The sequence below is a fragment of the Rhodococcus sp. WS3 genome, from assembly GCF_003797085.1.
GTDB lineage: Bacteria > Actinomycetota > Actinomycetes > Mycobacteriales > Mycobacteriaceae > Rhodococcus_F > Rhodococcus_F globerula.
In genome coordinates, this window is sequence record NZ_RKMA01000003.1 from 1,075,469 (window position 1) to 1,101,723 (window position 26,255).

The 26,255-nt window shown below is 61.6% G+C and carries 25 protein-coding genes; 12 read left to right on the top strand and 13 right to left on the bottom strand.

From position 1 onward, the window contains the following. Positions 1 to 92 precede the first annotated feature (92 nt). The gene (gene radA, locus EEB13_RS26215) at positions 93 to 1,526 is read left to right on the top strand and encodes a DNA repair protein RadA (protein ID WP_033232563.1); all 1,434 of its coding nucleotides are present in this window, start codon (positions 93 to 95) and stop codon (positions 1,524 to 1,526) included. A gap of 23 nt (positions 1,527 to 1,549) precedes the next feature. Here the strand turns inward: radA and EEB13_RS26220 are convergent, their stop codons facing one another. Then, positions 1,550 to 2,110: a PaaI family thioesterase gene (locus tag EEB13_RS26220; RefSeq protein ID WP_141486563.1), complete on the bottom strand. Its 561-nt coding sequence runs from the start codon at positions 2,108 to 2,110 to the stop codon at positions 1,550 to 1,552. 97 nt (positions 2,111 to 2,207) lie between these two features. Here EEB13_RS26220 and disA point away from each other — a divergent pair, with 97 nt between their 5' ends. Further along, on the top strand, positions 2,208 to 3,293 hold the full coding sequence (gene disA / locus EEB13_RS26225; RefSeq protein ID WP_033232701.1) for a DNA integrity scanning diadenylate cyclase DisA: 1,086 nt from the start codon (positions 2,208 to 2,210) through the stop codon (positions 3,291 to 3,293). Positions 3,294 to 3,320: 27 nt separating this feature from the next. Here the strand turns inward: disA and EEB13_RS26230 are convergent, their stop codons facing one another. After that, on the bottom strand, positions 3,321 to 4,052 hold the full coding sequence (locus EEB13_RS26230; protein ID WP_045068394.1) for a DUF4232 domain-containing protein: 732 nt from the start codon (positions 4,050 to 4,052) through the stop codon (positions 3,321 to 3,323). Between the two features lie 93 nt (positions 4,053 to 4,145). Beyond that, complete coding sequence (locus EEB13_RS26235) at positions 4,146 to 4,763, bottom strand: carbonic anhydrase (protein WP_033232570.1); 618 nt, start codon at positions 4,761 to 4,763, stop codon at positions 4,146 to 4,148. A gap of 158 nt (positions 4,764 to 4,921) precedes the next feature. On the opposite strand from EEB13_RS26235, the gene EEB13_RS26240 reads away from it, so the two are divergent. Beyond that, entirely contained in the window at positions 4,922 to 5,569 is a 648-nt protein-coding gene (locus tag EEB13_RS26240) for a TetR/AcrR family transcriptional regulator (protein WP_141486564.1), read from the top strand. A gap of 3 nt (positions 5,570 to 5,572) precedes the next feature. Here the strand turns inward: EEB13_RS26240 and EEB13_RS26245 are convergent, their stop codons facing one another. From EEB13_RS26245 to EEB13_RS26255, 3 genes are all read right to left on the bottom strand, one after another. Then, on the bottom strand, positions 5,573 to 7,129 hold the full coding sequence (locus EEB13_RS26245; protein WP_141486565.1) for a long-chain-fatty-acid--CoA ligase: 1,557 nt from the start codon (positions 7,127 to 7,129) through the stop codon (positions 5,573 to 5,575). A 66-nt stretch (positions 7,130 to 7,195) separates the two neighbouring features. Further along, positions 7,196 to 7,975 (bottom strand): SDR family NAD(P)-dependent oxidoreductase, encoded by a 780-nt coding sequence (locus EEB13_RS26250; protein ID WP_033236369.1) that lies wholly within the window; start codon positions 7,973 to 7,975, stop codon positions 7,196 to 7,198. Further along, positions 7,975 to 9,687 (bottom strand): thiamine pyrophosphate-binding protein, encoded by a 1,713-nt coding sequence (locus EEB13_RS26255; protein ID WP_045068385.1) that lies wholly within the window; start codon positions 9,685 to 9,687, stop codon positions 7,975 to 7,977. The genes EEB13_RS26250 and EEB13_RS26255 overlap by 1 nt, the downstream gene beginning before the upstream one ends. A 102-nt stretch (positions 9,688 to 9,789) precedes the next feature. On the opposite strand from EEB13_RS26255, the gene EEB13_RS26260 reads away from it, so the two are divergent. From EEB13_RS26260 to EEB13_RS26275, 4 genes are all read left to right on the top strand, one after another. Next, positions 9,790 to 10,725: an IclR family transcriptional regulator gene (locus EEB13_RS26260; RefSeq protein WP_045068383.1), complete on the top strand. Its 936-nt coding sequence runs from the start codon at positions 9,790 to 9,792 to the stop codon at positions 10,723 to 10,725. 66 nt (positions 10,726 to 10,791) lie between these two features. Next, the gene (locus EEB13_RS26265; protein WP_033236366.1) at positions 10,792 to 12,198 is read left to right on the top strand and encodes a 4-hydroxyphenylacetate 3-hydroxylase N-terminal domain-containing protein; all 1,407 of its coding nucleotides are present in this window, start codon (positions 10,792 to 10,794) and stop codon (positions 12,196 to 12,198) included. 35 nt (positions 12,199 to 12,233) lie between these two features. Further along, positions 12,234 to 13,217 carry an NAD(P)H-dependent flavin oxidoreductase gene (locus tag EEB13_RS26270; RefSeq protein ID WP_141486566.1) on the top strand — a complete coding sequence of 328 codons (984 nt, stop codon included), beginning with the start codon at positions 12,234 to 12,236 and terminating at the stop codon, positions 13,215 to 13,217. A gap of 15 nt (positions 13,218 to 13,232) precedes the next feature. Next, complete coding sequence (locus EEB13_RS26275; RefSeq protein WP_045068381.1) at positions 13,233 to 14,384, top strand: acyl-CoA dehydrogenase family protein; 1,152 nt, start codon at positions 13,233 to 13,235, stop codon at positions 14,382 to 14,384. 63 nt (positions 14,385 to 14,447) lie between these two features. Here the strand turns inward: EEB13_RS26275 and EEB13_RS26280 are convergent, their stop codons facing one another. The 3 genes from EEB13_RS26280 to EEB13_RS26290 all read right to left on the bottom strand — a co-directional run bounded on the left by EEB13_RS26280 (position 14,448) and on the right by EEB13_RS26290 (position 16,407). Further along, positions 14,448 to 14,699 carry a WhiB family transcriptional regulator gene (locus tag EEB13_RS26280; protein WP_033236363.1) on the bottom strand — a complete coding sequence of 84 codons (252 nt, stop codon included), beginning with the start codon at positions 14,697 to 14,699 and terminating at the stop codon, positions 14,448 to 14,450. Between the two features lie 25 nt (positions 14,700 to 14,724). Further along, positions 14,725 to 15,264 (bottom strand): HNH endonuclease, encoded by a 540-nt coding sequence (locus EEB13_RS26285; protein ID WP_033236362.1) that lies wholly within the window; start codon positions 15,262 to 15,264, stop codon positions 14,725 to 14,727. Between the two features lie 363 nt (positions 15,265 to 15,627). After that, complete coding sequence (locus EEB13_RS26290; protein WP_033236361.1) at positions 15,628 to 16,407, bottom strand: enoyl-CoA hydratase; 780 nt, start codon at positions 16,405 to 16,407, stop codon at positions 15,628 to 15,630. A 129-nt stretch (positions 16,408 to 16,536) separates the two neighbouring features. On the opposite strand from EEB13_RS26290, the gene EEB13_RS26295 reads away from it, so the two are divergent. Continuing rightward, positions 16,537 to 17,343 (top strand): enoyl-CoA hydratase/isomerase family protein, encoded by an 807-nt coding sequence (locus tag EEB13_RS26295; protein WP_033236360.1) that lies wholly within the window; start codon positions 16,537 to 16,539, stop codon positions 17,341 to 17,343. A gap of 53 nt (positions 17,344 to 17,396) precedes the next feature. Here EEB13_RS26295 and EEB13_RS26300 read toward each other — a convergent pair whose 3' ends face one another. From EEB13_RS26300 to EEB13_RS26310, 3 genes are read right to left on the bottom strand one after another with little or no spacing between them, the layout of a single operon-like run. Continuing rightward, entirely contained in the window at positions 17,397 to 18,491 is a 1,095-nt protein-coding gene (locus EEB13_RS26300; protein ID WP_045068371.1) for a CaiB/BaiF CoA transferase family protein, read from the bottom strand. After that, complete coding sequence (locus EEB13_RS26305; protein WP_095888164.1) at positions 18,488 to 20,035, bottom strand: acyl-CoA synthetase; 1,548 nt, start codon at positions 20,033 to 20,035, stop codon at positions 18,488 to 18,490. The genes EEB13_RS26300 and EEB13_RS26305 overlap by 4 nt, the downstream gene beginning before the upstream one ends. A 46-nt stretch (positions 20,036 to 20,081) precedes the next feature. After that, positions 20,082 to 21,050, bottom strand: a complete 969-nt coding sequence (locus EEB13_RS26310; protein ID WP_141486567.1) for an NADPH:quinone oxidoreductase family protein — start codon at positions 21,048 to 21,050, stop codon at positions 20,082 to 20,084. A 100-nt stretch (positions 21,051 to 21,150) separates the two neighbouring features. Between EEB13_RS26310 and EEB13_RS26315 the strand changes: the two genes are divergently transcribed. Next, the gene (locus tag EEB13_RS26315) at positions 21,151 to 21,957 is read left to right on the top strand and encodes a crotonase/enoyl-CoA hydratase family protein (RefSeq protein WP_141486568.1); all 807 of its coding nucleotides are present in this window, start codon (positions 21,151 to 21,153) and stop codon (positions 21,955 to 21,957) included. Between the two features lie 73 nt (positions 21,958 to 22,030). On the opposite strand, the gene EEB13_RS26320 is transcribed toward EEB13_RS26315, so the two are convergent. Continuing rightward, complete coding sequence (locus EEB13_RS26320) at positions 22,031 to 22,897, bottom strand: crotonase/enoyl-CoA hydratase family protein (RefSeq protein WP_141486569.1); 867 nt, start codon at positions 22,895 to 22,897, stop codon at positions 22,031 to 22,033. A gap of 156 nt (positions 22,898 to 23,053) precedes the next feature. On the opposite strand from EEB13_RS26320, the gene EEB13_RS26325 reads away from it, so the two are divergent. The 3 genes from EEB13_RS26325 to EEB13_RS26335 all read left to right on the top strand — a co-directional run bounded on the left by EEB13_RS26325 (position 23,054) and on the right by EEB13_RS26335 (position 26,246). Continuing rightward, positions 23,054 to 23,641: a TetR/AcrR family transcriptional regulator gene (locus EEB13_RS26325; protein ID WP_141486570.1), complete on the top strand. Its 588-nt coding sequence runs from the start codon at positions 23,054 to 23,056 to the stop codon at positions 23,639 to 23,641. 260 nt (positions 23,642 to 23,901) lie between these two features. Further along, entirely contained in the window at positions 23,902 to 24,981 is a 1,080-nt protein-coding gene (locus EEB13_RS26330; RefSeq protein WP_141486571.1) for a phosphotransferase family protein, read from the top strand. Between the two features lie 38 nt (positions 24,982 to 25,019). Next, positions 25,020 to 26,246, top strand: coding sequence for an acyl-CoA dehydrogenase family protein (locus tag EEB13_RS26335; RefSeq protein WP_033236352.1), 1,227 nt, complete (start codon positions 25,020 to 25,022; stop codon positions 26,244 to 26,246). Positions 26,247 to 26,255: the final 9 nt, after the last annotated feature.

A 26,255-nucleotide genomic window follows, 5' to 3' on the forward strand; every position in this document is an offset into this window, starting at 1 on the left:
TAAACCTCAGGCGGACACTGCGTTTCGCCAAGGTCACGAATTGCCACACTAGAGGCGGGGTCCATGTCGGACCTCGCCTCTAGTCTGTTCCGGTGGCCAAAGCGAAATCGAACTACCGGTGCTCCGAATGCAAATCCGTCGTGCCCAAATGGGTCGGTCGCTGCCCCGAGTGCGACACGTGGGGCTCCATGTCCGAAGTGTCCGTCGTCGCTCCGGTCGCCAGTCGCGCGGGAGCATCGCTCGCCAAGGCCGGATCGGCCGCTGTCCTGCCCACCACACCCGCCACTCCGCTCACCCAGATCGACAGCCAGAGCACCAAGGCCAAGCCCACCGGGATCGGTGAACTCGATCGAGTTCTCGGCGGTGGTGTCGTTCCCGGGTCGGTCGTCCTGCTCGCCGGGGAACCTGGCGTCGGCAAATCCACGCTGCTGCTCGAGGTCGTCTACCGGTGGGCGATGCGGAGTCCGCAAGACCGCGCGCTGTACGTCACCGGAGAGGAGTCGGCCGGGCAGGTCAGGCTCCGGGCCGATCGCACCAATTCCGTCCACGAACGGATGTATCTGGCCGCGGAAAATGATCTCGCGACCATCCTCGGCCACGTCGAGCAGGTCAAACCCACCCTGGTGATCGTCGACTCCGTGCAGACCATGCTCGCGGCCGACGTCGACGGCGTTGTCGGTGGCGTCACACAGGTCAAAGCGGTCACCAGCGCGCTCACGTCGTTGGCGAAGTCCAGCGGAATCCCTGTACTCCTTATCGGCCACGTCACCAAGGACGGAGCCGTGGCCGGCCCACGGTCGCTCGAGCATCTCGTCGACGTTGTCCTACATTTCGAAGGAGACAAACACTCCACGCTTCGCATGGTCCGCGGCGTGAAGAACCGATTCGGAGCAGCCGACGAGGTGGGTTGTTTCGAACTCACCGAACAAGGCATCAACGAAATCAGCGATCCGTCCGGATTGTTCCTCCACCATCGGGAAGAGATGGTGGAGGGCACTGCTGTCACCGTGATGATGGACGGCAAACGCCCGCTGCTCGGCGAAGTACAGGCATTAGTGGCGCCTACCCCACTCCCCACTCCCCGCCGCGCTGTGAGCGGCCTGGACACCGCGCGCGTCGCCATGGTTCTGGCGGTACTCGAGCGACGCGCCGGAGTGTCGATCGCCAAAGCCGACGTCTACGCGGCAACGGTGGGCGGCATGCGAATGACGGAACCGGGTGCCGATTTGGCCCTCGCCATCGCCGTGACGTCCGCGGTGAAGGGAAAGCCAGTTCCCAAGGGAATGGTGATCCTCGGCGAGGTCGGACTCGCCGGTGAGGTTCGCCGAGTTGCCGGCGTCAACCGACGACTGATCGAAGCTGCCCGATTGGGATTCACGAGCGCAATAGTGCCGGTCGACTCGGGGCCGAACATTCCCGGCATGCGAGTCAACGAAGTGACGAACATCGCCGAAGCATTGACCTACGCCGGTTTGCTCGGTGGCAAGCAGGGCGCGCCTCGCCCCAAGCTCACCCCCGTCAAATGACGGAGGTGATCAGCGCAGGGCAATCAGACGGACGAGGTGCCGAACGGCGAGGTCGGAACGCCGTCCACAAATTCCTGGGTCTTGGCAAAATGCTCGGCCGTGATGGTCAGGAACAGTCCGCGCGACGTTCCGACAATGACGTCCGGATCAGCCGCCGGACCTTCGACGATGACAGCTTCTGCGCTGGTGTAGACCTTGCGGCGGACAGTGCCCTCGACGCGAGCCCGAAACTCGAGAACCGAACCAAGCGGGATCGGCCGAGCAAAGTCGATCTCGAGGTGACCGGTCACCACCGGAGTGCCGAGGACCATGCATGCCACGCCCTGCACCTCGTCGAAAGCGGTGGACAGAATTCCGCCGTGAATGACTCCGGGTCCACCCTGGTACTTCTTCGCGACTTCGAGGCGTCCGGTCACTTCGAGGCCCTCGCCCGCCTTGAAACTCATCGCCATCCCGGCCGGCTGATCGTCGCCGCAACCGAAGCACTTCGACCAGTGCTGAGGCAACTTCTCACCCGCCGCCGGGAAGAATTCGACGGGCACGGGCACGGTCAGGTCGTCAGGCAAAGTCCAGGTGCTACTCACGGATAGGTAATCTAATCGAAGGATCTGCCAGTACCAGCTATCGGACCCGGACTTAGTGACATCGACCTCAGCAGGGAGTTTCTCAATGATCAGTGCGATGGCGGATCCCCAGTCGTCGCCGGCGTTGAGAGAAACCATCGCCAGATTGGCCCCCGGGACCGCGCTGCGCGACGGCCTCGAACGCATTCTTCGAGGTCGCACCGGCGCCCTGATCGTCCTCGGTTACGACGACGAGATCGAAGCGCTCTGCGACGGTGGTTTCAACCTCGACGTCGAGTTCGCGCCCACCCGCCTTCGGGAACTCTCGAAGATGGACGGTGCCGTGGTGCTGTCCACGGACGGCTCGCACATCGTCCGCGCAAACGTTCAACTCGTTCCGGACCACAAGATCCCGACCGTCGAATCCGGCACTCGGCACCGGGCGGCGGAACGCACGGCAATCCAGACCGGATACCCGGTCGTGTCGGTAAGTCAGTCGATGTCGATCGTGAGCGTCTATGTCGGTGGCATCAGACACGTCATCGAAGGTTCCGCCACGATCCTTTCCCGGGCAAATCAGGCCGTTGCGACACTCGAGCGATACAAGGCGCGTCTCGACGAGGTCACCAGATCACTGTCCGTCGTCGAGATCGAGGACTTCGTAACTCTGCGCGACGCATTGACGGTGGTGCAGAGACTCGAGATGGTTCGACGCGTATCGCTAGAAATCGAACAAGACGTCCTCGAACTCGGCACCGACGGTCGCCAACTCGCCCTTCAGCTCGAAGAACTGGTCGGCGACAACGACATTGCGCGTCAGCTCATCGTTCGCGACTACCTTGCCGGCCCCGAGCCGGTCGGAACCGCCGCGATGGACAATGTGCTCGCTGCCCTGGACCGTGTCACCGATGCCGATCTCCTCGACCTGACAACACTCGCCCGAGTGCTCGGTTACCCGGGCACGATCGAAGCCCTCGATACCCCGATGACACCCCGCGGATACCGGGTTCTCATGCGGGTACCGCGGCTTCAGTTCCATCAGATCCACCGATTGGTCGGATCATTCGGCACCTTGCAAGCTCTGTTGGCTGCTACTGCGGCCGACCTTCAGTCAGTCGAAGGTATCGGTGGGCTGTGGGCTCGTCACATCCGCGAAGGTCTGTCACGGCTCGCCGAATCTTCGATCACCGGTTCGTTCAACTAGGCGATATTGAACGGCTCCGCGCCGCTACTAGGCGATATTGAACGGCTCCGCGCCGCTACGTAGTGCACCGAGCTGGCCGACGACGGTGTACGCGCCGGGACCCACGGGATTGCGCTGCGGATTCTGCGAAGTGGCGCAGTCCGGAGTCGACGTCGTGGCAGACCAGGCAACCTTGAAGGCGGCCTGCTCACCCGGTTCGAGGTTGCGCACATCCGGAGCAGGCTGCGGGTAGCAGTCGACGTTGGACCACAGTCGGTTCTTACCGTCGATGCTGTAGACAAGCACCTGCTGGAGTCCGCCGGCCAGGTCGCGGTCACACGCGGCGGAACCGATGTTCGTGATGACAATCGTGAAGGTCGGTTCCTCACCACCGGCGAAGGTCGGCTTGTCTGCGGTTGCCTTGACTGCGAGGGACGAGTCGGCGCACTGCCCAGCAGGCACCGGAGCCGCACTGGTCGCCGAGGTTGTCGAACTCGCAGCAGCGGACGTCGCAGAACCATTCGAACCGGAATCACCACTGCCGCCGCCACCGTTGCCGCCGGAGCTGTTGCTTCCTGACGGGTTCGGCGTGAACGACACCTCCGACGTCAGTGAGGAAGTCACGGCCGCGGCATCTGCTTCGGCAGGATCGTCTCCCCCACCGACCAGTGCCGAAATCGCCCAGATCAGCAACACCAGGGCGATAACGGCAGCACCGATGGCCAGAGCCCGGCGACGCCAGTAGATCTGAGGGGGCAGTGGTCCATTCGGTTCCAACACGGTCTCAACGGTAGTTGGCGAAAGGCTCACAAACGGTCAGCTGAGACGGCGTGTCGGCACCGTGTGACGAAGGACTGCGGGGATTATCCCGGCCTACTCGCCGATTTCGCCTACTACGCCCTGCAGGCGCATGTGTCCGTCGGACAGCGTGTAGGTGACACCTGCGATCGCGCACTCTCCCTTGGCCACCTTGTCGGCAATGATTCGTGACCGCTGCATGATGAGCGAGCCCGTCTCGACAACGTGCCGGCCCTCGAGTTCGTCGACAGTCTTCAGGCCTTCGTTGCGTCCCATGAGAATGGACGGCGCAACGCGTTCGATCACACTGCGAATGAAACCGTCTGGCACTGCGCCCTTGTCGAGAGCGTCGAGCGTGGCTTTGACGGCGCCACAGCCGTCGTGCCCGAGCACAACGATGAGAGGCACGTTGAGAACATGGACGGCGTACTCGATGGAGCCGAGAACGGAATCGTCGAGCACGTGACCTGCAGTGCGGACGACGAACATGTCACCCAACCCCTGATCGAAGATGATCTCGGCGGCAACACGTGAATCACCACAACCGAACAGCACGGCGGTGGGGTGCTGTTCGTTGACCAGCTTCGCGCGATCCGCGATTCCCTGGCTGGGATGGATGGACTCGCCGCCCACAAATCGCTCGTTTCCCTCACGGAGGGACTTCCAGGCGGACTTAGGACTTGAATTCGGCATTTCAATATTGTGCACCCGCCGCGATTTTCCGACACATCGGGAAGGGCCTGGTCGCGGAAACCAACCGCCTTGTCCGTAGTCCGGCGCACGAAGGAGCATGGACCTCCGCAGCGTACGATCCCCCCAGGCCTTATCGAACGATAGCTAATGGAGAAGTCATGGTCACGAAGAATTCGGCGAAAATCGCCACCACCGAGGCCAGTTGGCGACGGATCGAGCCACTCGAACTGAGCCCCATCCTCCAAGCTGCCCTCGAAGGATTCTACGACAACGGCTTCCACGGCACCTCCGTGCGAGACATCGCGCGTCGCGTCGGTGTCACGATTCCTGCGCTGTACTACCACCATCAGAGCAAGGAAGGGATCCTCCTCGCGCTCTTGGAGATCTCGACCGGCGACGTGCTCGCGCGTGCACACACCGCATCGGCCGACGGCGGTGACGACCCGTGCGAACAGCTCACGAATGTCGTCGAAGCAATCGTGCTGCGCATGACAACCCGATCGCGCCTGGCTGCCCTCGAAGGTGAGGTGCGGTACCTCAGCCCCGAGAACCGGCAGCGATACCGCGTTGTCCGCAAGGGCATCGAGGAACTCGCCCTCGGCATCGTCAGCGATGGCGTCGAACGAGGAGTGTTCTCTGTCGCCGATACAGCCGAGACCACTCGCGCACTACTCGCCATGTGTCAGTCCATTCCGCGGTGGTACCACGCGGAAGGCGAACTCAGCCCGGAGGAAGTCGCCAAGAAATACGCAGAGATCGCCCTGAACACGGTGGGATACAAGCCTCGCCGCAAGCGGACTCGCTAGTTCTCACAGTGCTGCGTACTGCGCTCGAAGTTCGCGCTTGAGTATCTTTCCGGTAGCGCCAAGTGGAAGTTCAGCAACGACGTCGATCGATTTCGGGCACTTGTATCCGGCGAGACGTGCTCGCGTGAATGCGAGTATCGCGGTGGCATCGAGTTCGTGATCTGCAGCAGCGACCACCACCGCCTTGACTGCCTCACCCCAGACCGGATCCTCCACTCCGACAACGGCAACCTGTGAAACGCCGGGATATTCGGCGATCACCGATTCGACCTCGACGGGGTACACGTTCTCGCCACCGGAGATGATCATGTCCTTGATCCGATCGGTGATGTAGACGTATCCATCGTCGTCGATCCGTCCGACATCGCCGGTGTGAAACCAACCGTCTGCATCGATCGCAGCCGCCGTCTCAGTCGGACGTTCGTAGTAGCCCTGCGTAGTCTGCTCGGATCTGATGCAGATCTCCCCCGACTCTCCAAGTGCTACCGACTCTCCAAGCATTCCTTCGGATGTTCCCGCGCCCACAACCTTCAACTCCACCCAGGGGTACGGCTTGCCCACCGACCGCAACAGCGAGACTCTCTCTCCGTCAACTGAATGGTCGGCCGCATCGAGTTGTGTTACAGCTCCGTGCGTTTCGGTCAAACCGTAGACCTGAAACAGCGGGGTGTCGAATGTGTCGAGAGCTCGCCTCAACACTGCCGGTGTGATCGGCGAGGACCCGTAGGCGATAGATCTGAGCGCTGCAAAATCTCGGTCTCGCGCGCCCGGTACTTCGACCATCATCCCGATCACGGAAGGCACCAGGAATGTATTCGTGATGCTCATGGTCTCCAACACGTCCAGCAGGTCAGGCGGCGTGAACTCCGACAGAATCACGTTGTGCGCGCCGTTCGCGAGACCGACGAGGACCCAACCCAATCCACCGATGTGAAACAGCGGCATCGCACACAAGCTGACGGATGATTCGTCGAATCCCCACGGGCCACCGGTCTGTGTGCACGCCCCGAGGTTCCGGTTCGACGTGAGAACGCCTTTGGGCTTTGCCGTCGTACCGGACGTATAGAGTTGCAGAACAACGTCATCCGAGCCTCCACGCCAACCGGGATCCACCGCGCTCGCACCAGCCAATCGAGCTTCGTAGTCCAATGGGCCGGTGCCGTCGATCTGAACCCACCGCTGCATCGGCGCTCCGGATTCCCGGACTGCGGAGACCACCCCGTCGAATTCACTGTGAAAGAACAACACTTGCGCTTCCGAATCGGCGAGCACCTCGGCGGCCTCCGCACCGGACAATCGCCAATTCACCGGGATGGTCACTGCCCCGATCTTCGCCGCGGCCAGCACTGCCTCGACTACCTGCGTGGAACTTCTGTCCACGACCGCCACCCGAGAGCCCGGACCACAACCGAGCGCGATCAGGACATTCGCAAGCCTGTTTGTTCGAATGTCCAACTCCGCGAAAGTGATCGAACCATCACGGCCAGTCAGAGCAAGGGCGTCGGGGCGAGCAAGAGCATGACGACGACTCTCGTCGGCGAGGCGGTACTCCGTAATCATGTGAGTAGATCTTTCTCAGTTCGAAGGAGCGGATTCATTGCGGCAGGGCAGCCTCGAAGCTTGCCGCTACGACAGGGCCCCGAGGTGTTTCATGACATCGGGGTACCGACGCAAATGCGCACCGCCATTGACGTCGAGAACCTCCCCCGTTGTCCACGACGACGCGTCGGAGGCCAGGTAGAGCACAGCTTCCGCAACATCGCGCGGCGACCCGTTACGTCCGAGCGGGGTGTTCTCCGTGAAATCTGCCTGGATGACCGGGACAGATGTCAGCCCCTCGACAAGGGGTGTCTCGACCAGACCGGGTGAGACGGCGTTAACCCTGATTCCGCGCTCACCGAGCTCGAGCGCTGCAACCTCGGTGAGCATGGCGAGACCTGCTTTGGCGGAGCAGTATCCCGCAAACCCTGCGGCAGCCTGGCGTGCGTTCAGAGAGGTGATCGAGACGATCGCTCCCCCGGCCTCCATCGCTCGGGCAGCATGTTTGATGACGAAGAACCCACCGGTCAGGCAGATATCCACCGTGCGCCTCCACGTATCGGCGTCCAACTCGGTGATGAATCCGGGCAGATTCAAGCCGGCGCAGTTGACCGCAATGTCCACCCGACCGAGCCTCGCCCGAGTTTCTTCGAAGACCGTGCGAACCGATTCCTCGTCGACAACATCGACGCACACGGCTTCGGCTCCCCTGCCGAGTTCGACGGCGCGGGACCGTCCACCTTCGACATCGATGTCTCCGATCACGACAGTTGCACCTTCTGACGCCAGCAATTGTGCTGTTGCCCAACCGATGCCGGATGCTCCGCCGATGACGACCGCCACTTTCCCCGCAACACGTGTCGACATCAGCGAGGAATGTTCTCGTAGTAGGGGACCACGATTTCGTCCGTGCTGGTGACGTCGCCGAGCATCATTGTCGTAATGGGGTGGACGACGTGTGGATCCACCTCGACGTTGATGCATGCGGGCACCCCAGCGTCGAATGCACGCTTCATCGCGTCGGCGATAGATGCAACATCCTTCACTCGCTCGCCGTACCCGCCGAAGGCCTCGGCAACCTTCTCATATGCGCTGTCCGCGAGCTCTGAGACGACGATACCTTCATCCCCGTACACAGCTTCCTGACCATGGATCGACATCCCCCACACTGCGTTGTTGAATACCACTGTCACAACGGGTATTCCGTGACGGGCCATGGTGTCGAATTCCTGGATGTGGAATCCTGCAGCACCGTCGCCGGTGATCAGCACGACGGGCGATTCCGGGCGCGCACGATGTGCGCCGATGGCAAATCCCGGCCCGACTCCCAGACAACCGAGATATCCGAGGCGCAGAACGCCACCCACTTGTTCTGTCGTCGTGAAGAATTCACCCCATGACGGCGCCTCGGCACCGTCCATGACAAAGGTCGTGCCGGGAGGGCAAGCCTCTACGATCGCGCGCGCCGCAAAGTACGGATGCGCCTTGCCGGTCTGCGTCTGCTCATCCGTGAATCCATGACGATGTGCGTGCTTCGCACTGGTGGCGGCCTCGACCCAGGTCCTCCAGTCGGGCCATTGACGTTGATCAGCAGCAGTTTTCAACGCAACGAGCGCCTCGCGGCAGTCGGCGAGGATCGGAACCTCGACATCCTGCATACGTCCGATTTCGGACGCGTCGACGTCGATCTGTATCAATCGCGCGCCAGGGAACAAGCTGGTGCGCCCGCCGGTGAACATTCCGGCCCGGGCTCCGACTATCAGCACTACGTCGGGAGTGGGCTGTCCGAGCGCAGGCAAAGACCCGATCGCCAACAGTCCACCGCCGGCGAGACGATGACTTGCGGGTATCGCTCCATCCGACTTTCCCGGGTAGAACACGGGTACATCCACTGCTTCCGCGAATGCCACCAGAGCCTCGCCGGCGCGGGAGAACGTGACACCACCGCCGATGACTATCGCAGGATTGTTCGCTTCGCCAAGAACATCGAGTGCGGCTTCGACGGCCGAGGCAGTTGGACCGGGCCGGGCGTCGACTGTGTAGTTCGCGGGGAATCTCACGGCGTTTTCGTCGGCCTCGCCGAACATCACGTCGATCGGAACTTCGAGCAGCACCGGACCCGGAATTCCGGTCGTAGCCTTACGAATAGCCAGTGCAACGATTTCGGGCACGCGTGCGGGGTCGGTGATGCGATAGGCCCACTTGGTCACCGGTGTGGCCGCTGCTATCTGATCGAACCCACCTTGCAGCGGATTTGTCTCGGTCTCGCGCATCGGCGGAGCGCCCACAACGAAGATGGTCGGGGTGCGATCGAGGAGCGCATTTGTCAGCGCGGTGTAGACGTTGGTAAAGCCAGGACCGGACGTGACGACACAAACGCCGTACGTCCCGGTCACCCGCGCGTAGGCGTCGGCGGCATGTCCGGCAGTGGCTTCGTGACGGGTGTCGGTGAGGCGAATGCCGTTTCGCCGACAGGCAACGAGGAAAGCATCCAAATGCCCTCCGTGCAGGGTGAATACCTCGGTAGTTCCAGCTTCGGCCAGGGCTCTGGCAAGTAGTTCGCCACCATTGACAGTCATGTGTTGTCCTTCCGGAAATCATGGCGCTTGATTAACGATCGCTAAGTATCTGAACAGTAGCGTGGGTCACAGTGCGGCGCCAGAGTGGCATTATGCGAACACATGGCACGTAACTCACCGCAGACCGATCGCATCGTCATGCTCACCGAACTGTTGGCATCCGATCCCAAAACTGGGCGAAGCCTCGCCGACATTGCTCGGCACCTAGGGGTCGCAAAGGCAACCTGCTATCCCATGGTCGTCGCGCTGGCGGAGTCGGGCTGGCTCGTCCGCCATCCCGTTCGCAAGACGTACCAACTCGGCCCCGCCCTGGTCCCGATCGGTCAGGCCGCCTCTCGCGCAACCGATGTCGTCGATCTCGCCCGAACCGTCATGCACGAATTGGCCGACACGTCAGAACTGGCATGCCTGGGATTCATCCGGTCAGGCGCCGATCTGGTTGTCGCAGAAGTTGTTCAACCGATCTCCGGACGCAGCGGAACGCTCGGACTACGCGTCGGCGACAAGGTGTTGATGGCACCACCATTAGGCGCCGCACTGGCAGCTTGGTACGGGCAGGATCAACTCGACGAGTGGCTTCAACTCGGTACAAAAGCCCTGAGCACGGAGACCGACTTTTTACAGGCAGAGTACGAACCGATCCTCGACACTGTCCGGGAGCGCGGATTTGCCGTGGAATGCCTTTGGCAACAGGACCGTTCGATCTCCGATGCGGTCGCAGAGTTGCGCACACCGGGGGTTGGCGGACAGCGGGCCGCGCTCGCACTGAGAGAGGCACGTCGACTGCTGTCCGCGGACGTTGCCGTGGGAACAATCGACCCGAACGCGCACTACCAACTGCTGTCCGTGAACGCGACCGCATTCGATCAAGACACATCACCCGCACTGATTCTCTGCCTGGTCGACGCACCGTCATCCGTAACCGGGGAACGCATTACCGAACTCGGCGTACTTGTGCGCGAAGCCGCCGAACGGGTCACCACGCTGATGCATGGCCGTTCACCCAACCCATTGACATCTGAAGACCGTGCAACATAGCTTATATAGCGATCGCTAAGCTATGTTCAGAGCAATAACCGCGACCGAAGAGCAAGGAAGTATCCCGTGGGCATACGGTCCAGTGACCAGTACCGAAAAGGCCTCAACGACGACCGTCGGGTCTTCTACCGAGGGAAGAAGATATCCGACGTCTACGCGGAGCCTGAACTGACTCTTGCAGTGGATCATTCGGCACTGTGCTACGACATCGCCGACGACCGACCCGACCTCGCGATCACCGAAGTGGATGGCGAACCAGTCAGCGCGTTCTACGTCGCACCGAACTCCGCCGAAGACCTCGTGCGCCGCGGAGCACTCATCGAAGAGGTATCACGACGCGGCGGCGGAACCATCGTCCTCAAAGAGGTCGGCAGCGACGCATTGTTTGCACTCCTACGCGCCACCACCGGCGAAGGGCTCGACAACGCCCGCGCCTTCTACCAGCGGGTGTGCGAAGGCGACCTGTCCCTGGCCGTCGCCCAAACCGACGTCAAAGGCGACCGTTCACTCGCGCCGCGTCAACAGGCCGACCCCGACCTCTACCTGCACATCGTCGACGAAGACGCCGACTCCATTACCGTGCGCGGCGCCAAATGCCACACCTCGTTCTCTGCGAACGCCGACGAGCTCATCGTGCTGCCCACCCGCGCCATGGGACCCGACGACGCCGACTACGCGGTCTCCTTCGCCATCCCGATCGACACACCGGGCCTCGAACTGTACGTCTCCCCGTACGCTGCCGGGGAACGCAACTCGTTCGAGTTCCCGATCTCCACGAAGCACAAGCTGCTCGAATCGCTCACCGTCTTCAACGACGTACGCGTACCGAAGAATCGGGTCTTCCTCAACCGCCAACCCGAACTCGCCGGACCGCTCGCACTGGCCTTCGTCGACTACCACCGCTTCACCGCCATCAACTACAAACTGCCACTGCTCGACATCATGGTCGGCGCGGCATCGCTGATCGCCGAAGCCAACGGCATCAGCAAAGCCGGCCACGTCAAAGGCAAGATCACGGAACTGATCACCTGGAGCGAAACCGTCCGTGGGCTGGCGCAACTGGCCGCCGTCCGGTCCAAGCCGGGTGCGCACGGCGTTCAGCAGCCCGATCCGCTCGCCGTCAACATGGCCAAATACCACTTCGCCCACGGATTTCACAACGCGGTCGCAATACTCACCGACCTCTCGGGCGGCCTGCTCGCCACCGGTCCCGGAGGCGAAGACTGGGACAACCCCGACATTCGCGCAGTACTCGAAAAGTATTACGCTGCTGCAGTTCCTGCCGAAAAGCGTTTGAGGCTACTCAACTTCATCGCCGACCTCACCGCCCGCGACTACGGCGGATACCAATCCGTACTCGCAACCCACGCAGAAGGCTCACTAGAAGCCGAGAAACTGCAGATCGCACGCTCCTTCGATTCCACGAAGGCACGAAACTACGTCAGCGACCTGGCCGGAATCAGCCACCTCTGACCGACTTCCACTCCGACGCAACAGCAAGGACCCTCATGATCTCAACAGCATTCACGGAAACGTTCGGTGTTCGCCATCCCATCGTGCAGGGCGGTATGCAGTGGGTAGGGCGAGCGGAACTCGTTGCTGCCGTAGCCAATGCCGGCGCACTCGGATTCATCACCGCATTGACACAACCGACACCCGCGGACCTGGCCAACGAAATCGCCCGCTGCCGTGACCTCACCGATCAGCCCTTCGGCGTCAACCTCACGATCCTGCCGTCCATCACACCGCCGCCATATGACGAGTACCGCCAGGTGATCGTCGATTCGGGCGTGAAGATCGTCGAGACCGCCGGCTCCAACCCCGGACCGCACCTGCCGATGTTCCACGACGCCGGAATCAAGCTGCTCCACAAGTGCACCACCGTGCGCCACGCGGTGAAGGCTCAGGACCTCGGTGTCGACGGCATCAGCATCGACGGCTTCGAATGCGCCGGTCACCCCGGCGAAGACGACGTAGCCGGGTTGGTTCTGATCCCCGCAGCGGCAGAGAAGATTTCGATTCCGATGATCGCCTCCGGCGGATTTGCCGACGCCCGCGGACTCGTCGCCGCCCTGGCTCTCGGCGCCGACGGCATCAACATGGGCACACGCTTCATGTGCACCGTCGAATCGCCGATTCATCAGAACATCAAAGAAGCCATCGTCGCCGCCGACGAGACCCAGACCGAACTCATCTTCCGGCCACTGCGCAACACCGCTCGCGTCGCCAGCAACACGGTCAGCCGCGAGGTGGTCGACATCCTCTCACGTGGAGGACAATTCGAAGACGTCCGCGAACTGGTCGCCGGCGCCCGCGGACGCACCGTCTACGAGAAGGGCGATCCCGACGCCGGCATCTGGACCGTCGGAACCTCGCAGGGACTGATCCACGACATCCCTACCGTCGACGACATGGTGCAGCGCATGGTCTCCGAAGCCGAGGACATCATCGGAGCGCGTCTGCGCTCGATGACCGAACGCGTTTCCGTCTAGGACAGGAGGGGAAGTATGCGTCGCACACTCTTCACCGAAGATCACGAAGCCTATCGAGATTCCGTCCGCGAGTTCATCGCCCGTGAGGTGAGCCCACACTACGACGACTGGGAAGAAAACCGTCTCGTGGACCGATCGGCATGGCTTGCCGCCGGTAAGATGGGCATCGTCGGCTTGGCCGTACCCGAACAGTACGGCGGGTCAGGAGAACTCGACTACCGCTACCGTTACATCGTTGCCGAAGAGATCGCCCGTAGCGCCACCACTTCGTTCGGCGCCGGGCTCGGACTCCAGGACGATATCGTCATCCCGTACATCGCCGATCTCGGTACCGACGAGCAGAAACAACGCTGGCTTCCGGGAATGGCTGCCGGAGAGATCATCTGCGCCATTGCGATGACCGAACCGGGAACCGGTAGCGATCTGCAGGGCATCAAGACCACTGCCGTTCGTGACGGAGACGACTGGATCTTGAACGGCCAGAAGACATTCATCACGAGCGGTATCCATGCCGACATCGTGATCGTCGCTGCCCGTACCGATCCCAGCGCAGGATCGCGCGGCTTCAGCCTCCTGGTCGTCGAACGTGGGATGGAAGGGTTCACCCGCGGTCGCAAGCTCCACAAAGTGGGTCTTGCAGGCCAGGACACAGCCGAATTGTCATTCGAGAACGTCCGTGTTCCGGCAAGCAACCTACTCGGCACAGAGGGCGGCGGACTCATCCATTTGATGGAACGACTTCCCCGCGAGCGACTCTCGATTGCCGTCAGCGCAATCTGCGTGGCACGTGCAGCCTACGAATGGACCAAGGCCTATGCCTTCGACCGCAGTGCCTTCGGAAAGCCCATCGGCGACTTCCAGAACACACGATTTGCGCTTGCCGAGATGCTCACCGAAATCGACGTGACACAGGCCTACGTCGACAATGCAGTCCTGGCGATCAACGACGGGGAACTCTCCGCCGTCGAAGCGGCGCAGGCAAAATGGTGGGCAAGTGAACTACAAAAGCGTGTCGTGGACCGATGCGTCCAATTGCACGGCGGGTACGGCTACATGATGGAATACCCGATTGGGCGAGCTTACGTCGACAGTCGAATTCAAACGATCTACGGTGGGACCACCGAGATCATGAAGGAGATCATCGGTCGGGACATCGCCAAGAACTGACAGGCGTTGAGACGATCGAAACCGTCGGACCCACACCACCACTGGTATGGGTCCGACGTGCAGTCAGCGGACAATCTTGCCCTGCCGGTACTCACAGCCGCCCCAGACCCCGGTCTGCGCAGTATCGGCCGCATAGGCGCCGCATGCAATGGTGATGGGGCACCGGGCGCAGGTCTCGGCCGCGTAGTCGAACGCCTCACTCGGGTGGGGGAACCACCGGTCTGGGTGCCGATCACCTCGGCAGGCGGCGACGGCCCAGTCTCCGACCTCCTCCGAGACAGGCAGCAGGTCAGCCAAGGTCATCATCGTAGTCATGGGATGTGCCTCCTTCCAAGGCGATTCAGAGATGAGGAGTCAATTCGCGCCAGATCGTGTGTTGGCGTTTGCGGTCGGTGCGAGGCGTTCGAGGTACCCAGAGGAGCGGCATGCCTGACTCTTCCGGGGTCTGATCGGACTTGGCGTTATTGCAGGTCAGGCAGCACGCTACGAGGTTCGACCAGCTGTTGTTTCCGCCTCGGCTACGTGGGTACACGTGGTCGACCGTCGTCGCCCCCGCCGCGCCGCAATACGCGCACCGATAGTGGTCTCGCGCCAGAACGCCGGCGAAACTCGCGCGGGTGTCGTCGTCGATCGTCGGACGTGGCGGGGTGTGCACGTACTCGAACAGCTGGATCGTCCGCGGCAGCGGGATTGCCACATGCTGGGAGCGCACGACGAAGCGCGGAGAGTGCTCGACCAGAGTGAGTGCAAGATCCTCGACGAGCAGCACGATCGCGCGAGCGGCTGGTACGAGGTCGAAGTCCTCGTAGGTGGCGTTGAGGACTCGCACGTGCGCGTTCATCCAGGTGCGGGTGGTGATGGCGATGGGTGGGCGAGGCATGACAATCGACAACCTTGTTCTCTCACAGAGGGAGTGGTGGTTCTCGAGGTGTGACGTCCGGGGTGGCCGAGGTCGGCCGTGAGGTCACCCGTTGGGTGAGCTGGTATCGGGACGCGCACGCCCCGAGTGGTGGGGCTTCAGCACATGCGGAATCCGGCGGCCGTGCCGGAGTTTTCGGCCAGCCGGTCCAGGAAACGAATCATCGACTGCGACTTGCGGTACGAGTACAAGCTGGCGTGCATTCGAGCGTCCTTCCTGATCGTGTGCGTCGGCTGTGAGTCACCCAGTGTGCCACGTCAAAGCTGAGATGTATTGCAAATATTCACGGACGGCAACCCGTCGCTCAGTTCACCCGGCCTACTGCTACCCACCGAACACCGCCGCCCGCTTGCCTTGGAACGCCGCAACACCTTCCGCAAAATCAGCACCGGCGAGTAGTGAGATCTGTCCGGCACGCTCACGCTCGAAGGCAGAGTCCAGTTCGGTCAGGGTGGCGTCGTTGATCGCGTCCTTGGTCTGCTGGAATGCCTTGCCCGGCCCGCTACCCAGGCGACGAATCAGCTCCGCAAGCTCGTCGTCGAATGCGTCGTCCGGGCAGACCTGCGAGATCAGTCCACTGTCGAAAGCGTCTCGTGCCGAAAGTTTTTCCGCTAAGAGTGCCATTCGCATGGCCCGAGCCCGGCCGATCGACGCCGCAACAAGAGCTGTTGCACCGCCGTCAGGCATCAAGCCCACCTTGGTGAAGGCGAGCAGGAGGTAACTGGACTCCGCAGCTAGGGTGAGATCACACGCCAATGCCAGTGAAACACCCACTCCTGCAGCGGGACCTCGCACCGCTGCGATCACGGGGGTGGGGAACGACCTGATGGCACGCGCCAGGTCGTTGGCGGCATCGATGGTGTCCGCGGAGGGCGGACCCGACAACACTGCATCGGCCAGGTCCGCCCCGGTGCAGAATGCTCTGCCTGCTCCCTCGAGTACCGCTACCCGTACGTCGCCGCGACGCGCGTGATCGTCGAAGATCGTAGAGAGATTCTGCAACGCTTCGGTGTTCACCGCATTCATTCGATGCGGGCGGTTGATCACAACACGAAGTACGCCGTTGTCATGGGTCGAGTAGACGTCTGGTCGTGTTGCAGTCATGTCGGGTCCTTGTCGTTCAGGCAGTCGTCCGGTCGGGGCAGGAAGCGGCGACGGAAGGGTCTTGCCGAAGTAAGCGATTCACTGACATTCATACCTTAGCGAGCGATAAGTAACAAGGAGAAACAGACTATGTCCGACCTACTCGAAATCAGTACACCGACGCCGGGCATTGCCCTGCTCACTCTCAATCGACCCGAACGACTCAACGCGCTCGACGTCCATCTGGTCGCGGCACTAACTGCAGCGCTGGACGACATCGCGTCGGATAGAACATGTCGTGTCGTGGTCATCACCGGTGCGGGACGAGCGTTCTGCGCTGGGCTCGACCTCAAGGGCTACGGCGACTCCGAGCGAGACGAGGCAGAAGGCAGAACCCTTGCGGCGTTCGGACGACAGCAGGACATTGCACATCTGACCGAGCGAATCAATTCACTCCCCCAGCCTGTGATCGCCGCGGTGAACGGGCCGGCGGCGGGTGGCGGACTAGCACTCGTCTGCGCCAGTGACATCCGGATATCCGCACCCGAGGCAGTTTTTGCGGTCTCGTTCATCACCGCCGGATACTCGGCGTGCGATATCGGCGTCTCGTGGTTGTTGCCACGCATCGTCGGGGCCGGCAATGCACACGAACTGATGCTGACCGGGCGTCGATTCGACGCCGCGCATGCGCGATCCATCGGGCTCGTTTCCCAAGTTGTCGACTCGGAAAACCTTCTCACCGAGGCACTTCGAATCGCCGGTGAGATCCTGAACAATCCGCCGGTCTCGGTCGAGATGACAAAGAAGGGCATGTGGTTGGCACTGGAAACCCCGACCCTGCATGCGGCGATCGAGTTCGAGAACCGCCAGCAGGTCATTACCGCTCTCACCGAGGACGCTGCAGAAGCTACTGCGGCATTTCTCGATAAGCGGGCTCCGACCTACCGGCGGCGTTGACGATCTGGGGGGAACCTGCCTTCAGGTCCCCCCCATTTCAGGTGCCCGCCACTTCAGGCCCCAAGCCAGTCGCTCAACACGGCTGCTGTATCCGCGCCGGGTTTGGGCGCCCCCGCGGGCTGAGTCGTTGCTGTCCGGGAGAATCGCGGTGCCGGCGCCGACTGCACTATTCCGTCGGCTTCGACCAAAGTTCCACGGTGCGCCAGGTGTGGGTGAGTTGCAGCTTCCGCCGGACTCAGCACCGGCGCAACGCACGCATCCGTCGATTCGAAGAGCGCCGTCCACTCGTCACGTGTACGTGCGGCAAACGCTTCTGTGAATCGCTCGCGCAGTTCAGGCCAGCCATCCTGATCCATCTGTTCGGGCAATGACGCGGGATCGAATCCCAGACCGTCGAGCAGCGCTCGGTAGAACTGCGGCTCGAGTGCACCGACAGCAACGAACTTGCCGTCCGAGCAGCGATACGTGTCGTAGAACGGAGTCGAACCGTCCAGCAGATTGGTTGCGCGAGAATCACTCCACTGCCCGCTGCCCCGCAGCGACCAGATCATCTGTGCCAGTACTGACGTTCCGTCGACTATGGCCGCGTCGATCACCTGGCCTTTACCGGACTTCTCGCGTTCGTACAGCGCGGAGACGATTCCCAGGATCAAGAACATCGAGCCACCACCGAAGTCGCCCACGAGATTCAACGGGACGACGGGCTTGTCGGCTGGGCCGATCGTATGGAGGACACCGGTCAGCGCAAGGTAGGTGATGTCGTGCCCCGCGCGCTGAGCGAGTGGGCCGTCCTGCCCCCAACCCGTCATGCGGGCGTAGATCAGTCGGTCGTTGATCTTCCTGCAGTCGTCCGGACCGAACCCCAGCCGTTCAGTAACGCCGGGGCGGAAACCTTCCACCAACACATCGGTTTTCGCAATGAGGGCCCTGACGAGTTCCCGTCCCGCGTCGGTCTTGAGATCAGCCTCGATCGAGCGGCGACCGCGCAACAATTGGTCCTGATCCTTGGGCGAGATTTCCAGCCCGCCCGACGGACGTTCGACGCGGACGACATCGGCTCCTAGATCGGCCAGCATCATCGCAGCGTGCGGTCCCGGCCCGAGGCCGGCGAACTCCAGTACGCGCACTCCATGCAACGGGCCGCTCATCGTGCGCCGGCATTGTCTGAATAACGAGCACGCAGTGTGCCTTTGACAAGTTTTCCGGTAGGGGTGCGCGGAAGATCGGTGCTGAACACGAGCCGCTTCGGCAGCTTGTACTTCGCAATCTGCCCCCGCAGATGATCGAGCAATTCGTCGCGAAGCGCATCATCTGCTTCCAGTCCGGGAACAGGCTCCACAACTGCCATCACGATCTCGCCCATCTCGTCGTCGGGAACACCGATCACTGCCGCATCCAACACCGACGGATGTTCGATCAGCGCGTTCTCGATTTCCTGCGGATAGATGTTCACACCACCGGAGATGATCATGAACGACTTACGATCAGTCAGGAACAGATAGCCGTCCTCGTCGACATATCCGACATCACCCGTCGTTGTCCATGTCGGATGTTCGGGATGCTGTGCCTCCCGGGTCTTTTCAGGTGCGTTGTGGTAGTTGAAGGGAAGTGCATCACGTTCGAAGTACAGGGTGCCCACCTCTCCCACAGGCAGATCCTCACCGTTCTCGCCGCAGATATGCAGAACACCCAAGGCCGCCCGGCCCACCGTTCCCGGTTTCCGCAACCATTCGTCGGAATGGACGATAGTCATACCGTTCAACTCCGTCGACGAGTAGTACTCGTCGAGAATCGGGCCCCACCACTCGATCATCCGACGCTTCACGTCAACCGGGCACGGCGCCGCAGCATGCACCGCCAGACGCAACGACGAAATGTCGTAACGCTCTCGCGTTTCCTGTGGAAGTTTGAGCATCCGAACAAACATCGTCGGAACCCACTGGCTGTACGTCACGCGGTACTTCTCGATGTACTCGAGTGCCTTCTCTTCATTGAACCTGTTCATCACCACGACGGTTCCGCCCAACGCCTGTACCGATGCACAGGTACGAAGCGGTGCAGCGTGATACAGCGGAGCCGGCGAAAGATAGACATCGGAATCCGTAACGCCCCAAGCAGTCTGATTCATCACCGTCATCTGATCACCGGCATCCTGAATCTGACGATCAGGCAACGCCGGCTTGATCCCCTTGGGCCGACCGGTCGTTCCCGACGAGTACAACATGTCGGCACCACGAGGCTGATCCGGCAACGGCACATCGGACTCGAGCGCCGCCGCCGCGTCGAGCGAGGCATATCCCTCGAGCTCGCCGCCGAAGGACAACCGAATCACATTCGCCGGAATGAGATCGGCCAATGTTCCCGCCAATTCGGGTAGCGCTGAATCGACGATGACAATCTTGGCGTCACAATCCTCGACAATGTAGGCACCCTCGGGAGCGGTCAAATGCCAGTTCACCATCGTGAGATAAACACCCGACCGCATGGCGGCCCAGTAGATGTCGAAAACTTGAATGTTGTTGGTCGCGAGTACCGCCAGATTGTCGCCGCGTCGCAAACCCAATTCGTGCAGAACACGCGCGATGCGAATCGAATTCGCTTCCAACTCCGCAAACGTCACCACCGCACCGGTCTCCGCGACGATGACAGCAGCTTTGTCCGGGGTTGTTGCGACATAGGCTCCGGGGTACATGGTTTTCACTCCAAGGTTTCGTTCACGGAAGATGAATGGTTCCAGCTCATTCGAAGGACAGAGCCACTTTTCCGACAGCAGACCGGTCTTTCAGGGATGTCAACGCATCCACGGCACGATCTGACGGATAGAGAGTCGGTTCGGGCACTCGCAGAACTCCGGACTCGAGCAAAGGGTAAAGCACATTCCATTGACGGGCAAGGTATCCGGGATCGGTTCGCAGATACTCACCCCATCCGGCGCCCATCACCGAAATATTGTTCAGCAGAAGTCGATTGACCTTGACAGTCGGTATCTCACCGCCAGTGAAGCCCAAGACGATCAGGCGACCGTTGGGAGCGAGACTGCGCAAGCTGTCCGTGAAACGATCACCACCGACGGGGTCGAGAATGATATCGACGCCGCGACCGTTCGTGATCTCGCGAACTTGATCTTTCCAGCCGTCAACCAAGACGACATGCGATGCTCCCGACTCGGCAGCCAGTGCGGCCTTCTCCGGCGTGCTCACGACCGCAATGGTTTCGAGCCCGAGCGCGGCAGCGACATGCAATGCGGCAATACCCACTCCACCAGCAGCGCCGTGAACCAACACCGTCTCACCAGCTCGATACCGAGCTCGCTCGTCGAGCGCGAAATGCACAGTCAGGTAGTTGACCAGAAATCCGGATCCTGCTGTGAGAGAAACGGAATCAGGGAGCGGGAAGACCGAGGACGGCTTCACGGCCACAGTACGCTGCCAGGATCCGTCCTCCGTGGACAACACAGCTACGCGGTCACCCGGGGACAGATCCGACCCTGCCGGCACACTACGAACAACTCCCGCGCCTTCCAATCCGAGAACACATGGCAAGTCACGCGCCATCTGATAACTGCCGGTGGTCTGCAGAAGATCCGGAAAACACACTCCGGCGGCATGCAGATCCACCACTACCCGCGTCGGGTCTGTCGGCTCGGCGATATCCACCGAACGCAACCCTTCCGGTCCGATCAATTCGGCTAGCTGGACCGCGCGCATACATGCTCCTCGTGGTGATCCGACATCTTTGACTGTTCGGGCACGCCCGTGGTAACAGTTTAACGAGCGCTAGGTAAGACTTTACGACGAGAGGCAGTCCATGGCAATCACGCCCGAGCACCAGACATCCGAAGCAGCAGCACTGTACGAGGTTCGTGGGCAGGTTGCGATCATCACCCTGAATCGGCCGCGGGCCCTGAACGCGGTGAACGCGGCTCTGTCGACCGCGGTCGGCACCTTGCTGGAACAGGCCGAAGCCGACGCCGACGTGCGCGTCGTCGTGATCACCGGCTCCGGCCGCGCGTTCTGCGCCGGCGCGGACCTCAAGGCGCTGTCGGCGGGAGAGAGCACCGACGCCGACGGCCATCCCGAATGGGGTTTCGCAGGTTACGTACAGCACTGGATCAGCAAGCCGACCATAGCCGCGGTCAACGGATTTGCACTCGGCGGTGGCACCGAACTGGTGCTCGCGAGCGACCTTGCAGTGGTCGACGAGAACGCGCAGCTCGGCCTGCCCGAGGTCAAGCGCGGATTGTTCGCCGCTGCCGGCGGTGTAATCCGGCTGCAGCAACAAGTCCCACGGAAGGTGGCGCTCGAAATTGCCCTGACCGGCGAACCGATCACGGCCGCTCAGGGCAAGGAACTCGGCCTGGTCAACCGAGTGGCACCGGCGGGAACCGCACTGGACATTGCACTCGAATTGGCGGAGCAGATTGCGGCAAACGCGCCGCTGTCGGTGCGGGAGTCGAAGTCGATGATCCATCGAACCGCAACGGCATCGGATTGGGAGCCTGATGTGTGGGCAGCCAACGCCGCTGCAATGAAGGTGGTCTTCACCAGCGCCGACGCACAGGAAGGCCCGCTGGCCTTTGCACAGAAGCGCCCGGCTGTCTGGACCGGCCGCTGAGCCGTTCCCTATGCGCCACCGGAATCCTCGATTCCGGTGGCGGGTACGGGTTTCCGTCACCACTGTGGTTCCATCACCACTGCGGTCGCGGGAGATGTTCCGAGAACAGGTCAGGCATCGCGTCGCTGCACCGATCCGGGAAGTTCGCGTCACGCTTGCCGAGGAAGGCGCTGATGCCTTCCCGGACGTCCTCTTGCGCCCCTCTGGCGTTGATCCCGATGCTCTCGATCCGATGCGCCACCATGGGATGTGGGGCGCCCAGCAGGCGCCAGACCATCTGACGCGAGAGAGCAACAGAAACCGGAGCGCTGTGGCGAGTAAGGCTGCGCGCGAGGGCAATAGCCTCGCCAAGCAGATCGTCGGCAGAATAGAGTTGGTAGACCAATCCGGCGGCGTGGGCTTCGGTAGCCGGAAAGATGCGCCCGGAGTAAATCCAGTCGAGCGCTCGTTGCAGCGGAACCAACTTCGGCAGCAGCCATGAGGAACAAGATTCCGGCACAAGGCCTCGGCGATTGAAGACGAACCCCATCCGGGCGTCGTCGGCCGCCAATCGGAAGTCCGCTGCGAGAGTCATGGTGATACCGACGCCGACCGCAGGACCATTGATCGCCGCGATGATCGGCTTCAGCGAGTCGAACATCCGTAACACCACACGACCGCCGCCATCGCGCCGTTCGCCGGCACTACTCTCCTCTGCGCCGTTCTGCTCGGCGCTCCATGCGGTGAAGGTATCCGGCCCGGAGGACAGATCGGCGCCGGCACAGAACGCTCGGCCTGCTCCGGTCAGAATCACGGCGCGTACGGAGTCGTCAGCATCGGTGTTGTTGAACGCCTCGATCAGCTCGTTTTCCATGATTGTGGTGAAGGCGTTCAGCTTGTCCGGTCGATCGAGAGTAATGACGGCAATGCCATCGTCCACGGTCAGCGATATGTGCTGCACAGGCAATTCTCCTCTTGTTAACGAACGATAAGCTCACAGGACGTGGATCTTCACAGTTCACGGCGGATATTTGCTGCCCGTCGAACCTTGTGATCGTTCGGCTACTACGCTGTGTCCGGATACCGGAAGACGTGCAGAACGCGAGGAGTTCGAAAAATGAGCGTGGCAAAAACTGCCGCAGTCCGGCAGCTCATTCTCGATTCCGCCGTCCGAAACATGAACGAACGCGGCTACCACGGCACATCCATGCGCGACATCGCTGCAGGCGCCGATCTGACAGTCGCATCCATCTATCACCACTTCAAATCCAAGCAGGACATTCTGCAGGAAATAATGCTCCAGGCACTGCGAGACGCTCACGGCATGACGCGTAGCGCGCTGCTCCGCTCGGGCGGAGAGCCGAAAGACCAACTGCAAGCGCTGGTTCGCGCCTGGGTCATGTTCCACACGACGCGGCGCGAAGACGCTCTTGTCGGAGCAACCGAGCTGCGCAGTCTCGATGAGCCGGGGCACCGCCTGGTAGTCGCACTGCGCGACGAGCAGGAGAACATCTTCCGGGATGTCATCGAACGCGGAGTGGAAGAAGGCGCGTTTCGCACCGCGTATCCGCGTGATGCCGTTCGCGCCATCATCAACATGGGGCAGCAGGTCTGCGTGTGGTGGCGTGCCGACGGCCCACTGAGCGCGCAGGACCTTGCGGATCGCTACTGCGCTTTGGCCACCGCGATGGTCGAACCGGCCTGACCGGCCCGAACACTCCTTCCTTTCCACGCGTTTCACCGGAATCCACACCTCCAACATCCGTGAGACCTGCGTCACTAAATTCCCATAATGTCAGGCGAACGATCGTTTGGCAAGCGGTTCGATCATCGTTGCTCCCACATCAATGTTCGCAGGAAGTTCGATATTTTTTCATGGTTGACATTTGTCGATCGTTCCATTGATGATGATCAACAGCCGAACGATCGTTCGGCTGTGTTTCCATCGAAAGGAGCGTGCATCGAATGTCCGCGGCATCATCGACGACGTCCGACGCAGGCCGCGTCGTCTCCGGACTCGACCTCGACGCACTCTCCACGTACCTGTCGACGCATCTCGCTGGCGGGATCGACGGAGAGATCACGGCGTCACTCATCAGCGGCGGGCGATCCAACCCCACCTATCGCGTCGCAGACGGGTCGAACACCTGGGTATTGCGCCGTCCCCCGTTCGGTCACGTACTTCCGAGCGCACATGACATGGTTCGGGAATTCACCGTCATCGACGCGCTCGCATCCACGTCGGTGCCGGTACCTGAGGCGTTCCTTCTCTGCGAGAACGAAGATGTACTCGGCGCGACGTTCTATCTGATGGAACTGATCGACGGCAATTCCATCGGCACCCCGGAATCCGCCGCCGCCCTGTTGCCGGTCGATCGAGAACGCGCCGGACTTGCCTTTGCCGATGTCCTCGCCGATCTTCACTCTGTCGATCCTGATTCAGTGGGACTCAACACTTTCGGGCGAACCAACGGATACCTGGAGCGACAACTGGACCGATGGTCGCGGCAATGGGACGCCTCTCGAACCACTGATCGCCCCGAGGTCGCGGCACTCCTCGACAAACTTCGCCGTGCCGTTCCCACCACATCCCTACCCGGGATCGTGCACGGGGACGTCAAACTCGACAATGTTCTCTACTCCCGCTCCGATCCCGGAAAGATTGTTGCCCTTCTAGACTGGGAGATGGCAACACTCGGAGACACACTCGCCGACGTCGGCATCATGCTCAGCTTCTGGGATCAACCCGGAGCCGTAGACAACCCGATCACTCGCGGACTTGCTCGATTGGACGGATTTCCCAGTCGCGCTGCGTTACTCGAACGATATGCCGACCGCCGGAACATCGATCTGCCGGATATCGACTGGTACACGGTGTTCGCCGACTTCAAGATTGCCGTCATCCTCGAGGGCATCAATGCCAGACACGCCAAGGGCGACACTGTCGGCGAAGGATTCGACGACGTCGCCGACATGGTCGGCCCGCTTCTACAGCGTGCGCTCGATCTGACCCGCACTTCCTCTGTTCACGAACTGCGCCGCTGACTTTTTGTGCGACGCGCCCCGAGATTGGAACCACCGACGTGGATTTCGAATACAGTCCGAAAGTCAAAGAGCTGCAACAGAAGCTGACGACTTTTATGCAAGAGCACGTCCTACCCGCCGAAGCCGTTGCAGCGCAGCAATTGGCGGCAGACCCCAGCCACTGGGGCGCACCACCGATCATGGCCGAACTCAAGGCAACGGCCAAGGAATCGGGCCTGTGGAACCTCTTCCTCCCGGCCCGCGAGGGCGCCGGCCTGAGCAACCTCGAATACGCACCGTTGGCGGAATTGACTGGCTGGAGTCCGTTGATCGGTCCCGAAGCCGTCAACTGCAATCCACCGGACACCGGCAATATGGAACTGCTCCATCTCTACGGCACCGAGCAGCAGAAGGCCGAGTGGCTGACCCCACTTCTCGACGGCGATTTCCGATCGTGCTTCTCGATGACCGAACCCGAGGTCGCGAGTTCCGATGCAAACAACGTGTGTCTCGATATCGCGGAGGACGGTGACGAGTGGGTGCTGACCGGACGCAAGTGGTGGTCCACTGCCGCTCTTCGCGAAGACTGCAAGGTTGCGATGGTCATGGGCGTGACCGACTCCGATGCTCCGGTCGGTAGCCGCCATAGCATCGTCCTGGTACCCATGGACACCCCCGGCCTGCAGATCGTCCGTTCCACAACGGTTCTCGGCTTCGACGACCGCCACGAGGGTGGACACGGCGAAATCGTCTTCGACAGTGTTCGTGTCCCCAGGGAAAACCTGCTCGGTCCCCGCGGTCGGGGTTTTGCAGTCGCTCAGGCACGCTTGGGTCCAGGACGCATTCATCACTGCATGCGGTTGATCGGTATGGCAGAGCGCGCAATCGCACTGCTCACCGAACGTGCTAGGACCAGAGTCGCTTTCGGGTCTCCCCTCGCCGATCTCGGTGTTGTACAGGCCAACCTTGCTGATTCCAGGATCAAGCTCGACGCCGCCCGGTTGCTCGTTCTGCGCGCCGCCTGGCGGATGGACGTCGAGGGGAACAAGGCTGCGCGCCATGACATTGCAGCGGCCAAAGTTCTGGTTCCACTGACAGTCAAGGACATCATCGACAACGCCATTCAGGTGTTCGGCGGCGCCGGGCTGTCGCAGGACACCATTCTTCCGGTCCTGTATGCGCAGGCACGGTTCCTGCAGATCGCGGACGGCCCGGACGAAGTCCACCGTCGCTCGCTCGCTCGCGCCGAATTCGCCGCAACTCCAGTCCTCAACGAACCCAAGTGAACGATCCCA